This window comes from Streptomyces sp. SID14478, assembly GCF_010548525.1.
GTDB lineage: Bacteria > Actinomycetota > Actinomycetes > Streptomycetales > Streptomycetaceae > Streptomyces.
This window is the reverse complement of record NZ_JAAGMG010000452.1, coordinates 1-2374: the sequence shown is the minus strand read 5'-3', so window position 1 is coordinate 2374 and position 2374 is coordinate 1. Positions and strand designations below refer to the sequence as shown.

Below are 2374 nucleotides of genomic sequence, written 5' to 3'. Positions count from 1 at the left end.
CAGTGATGACGGCGACGGAGGCGACGCGGGGTGCGAGGGCGGCGAGTGCGGGCACCGCGTCGGGGTGGGCGCGGGCCTGTTCGGGGTCGGCGACGATCGGGGCGAGGGTCCCGTCGAAGTCGAGGGCGATGACCGCCCGGGCGGGCCGGGCGACGATCGCGGCCAGGCCGTCACGGCCCGCGGCGGTCCGGAGAGCGTCCATACGCACGACCCTAGAGCCTGTCACCGCTCGGAGCGCTGCCGGTCACGAACCCGACGCAGCCGGTTCACGGTCACCGGCGCGTGCGCCAGTGCCCGCGGGTCGTCGAGCAGGGCATTGAGCAGCTGGTAGTAGCGCACGGGTGCCAGGTCGAGCTCCTCGCGGATGGCCCGTTCCTTCGCGCCCGGCGACGGCCAGCCGCGCCCCTCGAACGCGAGCAGTGCGCGCTCGCGTTCGCCCAGAGACTCCATGCCGGCCACGCTACTCGGCGGCTTCCGCGGCCGCCGCCTGGTTCTGGATCCGGCCGAGGACGGCGCCCGGGCTGTTGTTCGGGGCGACGGCGGTGCCGATCTGGTCCTTGATGTCGGCGCTGACCGACGCCCAGGACGTCTTGCCGACGGGGTAGATCTCGGAGTTGGTGAGGCTCCGCAGGAACGGCCAGAGCTTCTTGTCCTCGCCCGCCTCGGACATGGCCTCGGAGGCGCTGTTGGTGACCGGCAGCAGGTCGTACTCGCGGGAGAACTCCAGGACGTTCTTCTCGCTGTAGACGAAGTTGAGGAAGTCGCCGACCTCCTTGCGGTGGCCGTTCTGCTTGAACGCCATCATCCAGTCGGCCACGCCCATCGTGGACTTGGCCCGGCCGGACGGTCCGGGCAGCGGCACGGTGCCGTAGTCGATGCCCTTCTTCGCGGCCATCTGCATCAGCGTGGGGTGCCCGTTGAGCATGCCGACCTCGCCCTTGGCGAACGCGGCGAAGGCGTCGGCCCGGTTGAGCTTGGCGGGCGCGGTGGGCCCGGTCAGGCCCTTGCCGACGAGATCGTTCTTGAGGAAGTCGAACGTCGCGACGTTCTGCTTGGAGTCGATCGTGTACGAGCCGACGTCGTCGGTGTAGCCGTCGCCGCCGCTCAGCATCCAGATCATGGTCTCGGCCTGGGCCTCCTCCGAGCCCAGCGGCAGCGCGTAGGGGATCTTCACCCCGTCGGCCTTGAGCGCCTTGGCGTCGGCCGCGAGCTCGGCCCAGGTCGTGGGCGGCGTGATGCCGGCGTCCTTGAACAGCTTCTTGTTGTAGAACAGCAGCCGCGTGGAGGAGGCGAACGGCATCCCGTACTGGGTGCTGGCGACCTTGCCCGCGTCGGCGAGCTGGGACAGGAAGTCGGCCTGCGTGGGGACGTTGAGCAGGTCGCCGGCCGGGTAGAGATCGCCGTCGGCCGCGTAGTCCGCGTAGGCGCCGATCTGCGCCATGTCGGGGGCCTGCCCGGCGTCGACCATCTTCTTGACCTTGGCGTCGACGTCGTTCCAGGAGTAGACCTCGACGTCGACCTTGGTGTCCGGGTGGTCCTTCTCGTACCGGGCGGCCAGCTTGTCCCAGTACTTCTGGGAACTGTTGTCCGCGGAGTCGCCGTAGTCGGCGGCGACCAGCTTCAGCGTCACGCCGCCGGAGCCCGTGCCGCCGCAGGCGGTGAGGGTGCCCGCCATGCCCAGGGCGACCGCCGCCGCCGTCAGACCGGTTATGTGCCGCCGCTGCACCGCTGTTCCCACCCTCGAATCCGTGTCACGCGTAAAGGAACCCTAAGGTCTACACCACACAGATCTCACTCCGGCAACAGGGCGGTATCTGCGCAAGATCCCTGCAAGTGGACTAGACCTTTTTATGCTGTACGCGCGACACTGTGCCCCGTGGAACATGTCATCGCCCTCGACGTGGGCGGCACCGGGATGAAGGCCGCCCTGGTCGGGGCGGACGGCACGCTGCTGCATCAGGCGCGCCGGGCGACGGAACGCGAGCGCGGCCCCGAGGCGGTCGTCGAGACGATACTCGGCTTCGCCGCCGAGCTGCGCGCGTACGGCGAGGAGCACCTCGGCGAGGCGGCGGTGGCCGCCGGCGTCGCCGTGCCCGGCGTCGTCGATGAAGCGGGCGGCATCGCGCTGTTCGCCGCCAACCTCGGCTGGCGGGACGTGCCGATGCGGGCCCTGCTCAGCGAGCGGCTCGGCTCGATTCCCGTGGCGCTCGGCCACGACGTGCGCACCGGCGGGCTCGGCGAGGGCCGGCTCGGCGCGGGCAAGGAGGCCGACCGCTTCCTGTTCCTGCCGCTGGGCACCGGCATCGCGGGCGCCATCGGCATCGAGGGCCGGATCGAGCCCGGCGCGCACGGCTCGGCGGGCGAGATCGGCCAC

At 70.8% G+C, this 2374-nt stretch carries 3 protein-coding genes and 1 pseudogene; 1 reads left to right on the top strand and 3 read right to left on the bottom strand.

Annotated features, from left to right (window positions below):
* The 3 genes and pseudogenes from G3I40_RS15245 to G3I40_RS15235 form a co-directional block, all read right to left on the bottom strand.
* Positions 1–202 (bottom strand): annotated as a pseudogene (locus G3I40_RS15245) (trehalose-phosphatase); the annotation flags it as partial.
* Positions 203–222: 20 nt separating this feature from the next.
* Entirely contained in the window at positions 223–450 is a 228-nt protein-coding gene (locus G3I40_RS15240; RefSeq protein ID WP_164302709.1) for a DUF3263 domain-containing protein, read from the bottom strand.
* Positions 451–460: 10 nt separating this feature from the next.
* Positions 461–1675 (bottom strand): extracellular solute-binding protein, encoded by a 1215-nt coding sequence (locus tag G3I40_RS15235; RefSeq protein WP_164302710.1) that lies wholly within the window; start codon positions 1673–1675, stop codon positions 461–463.
* A 201-nt stretch (positions 1676–1876) separates the two neighbouring features.
* On the opposite strand from G3I40_RS15235, the gene G3I40_RS15230 reads away from it, so the two are divergent.
* Positions 1877–2374: ROK family protein (locus tag G3I40_RS15230; protein ID WP_164302708.1), on the top strand; the 498-nt coding region annotated here is incomplete at its 3' end.

Coding starts and splice junctions, on each gene's coding strand:
- G3I40_RS15235 (WP_164302710.1), bottom strand. CDS start 1,675: ATGGCGGGCACCCTCACCGCCTGCGGCGGCACGGGCTCCGGCGGCGTG.
- G3I40_RS15240 (WP_164302709.1), bottom strand. CDS start 450: ATGGAGTCTCTGGGCGAACGCGAGCGCGCACTGCTCGCGTTCGAGGGG.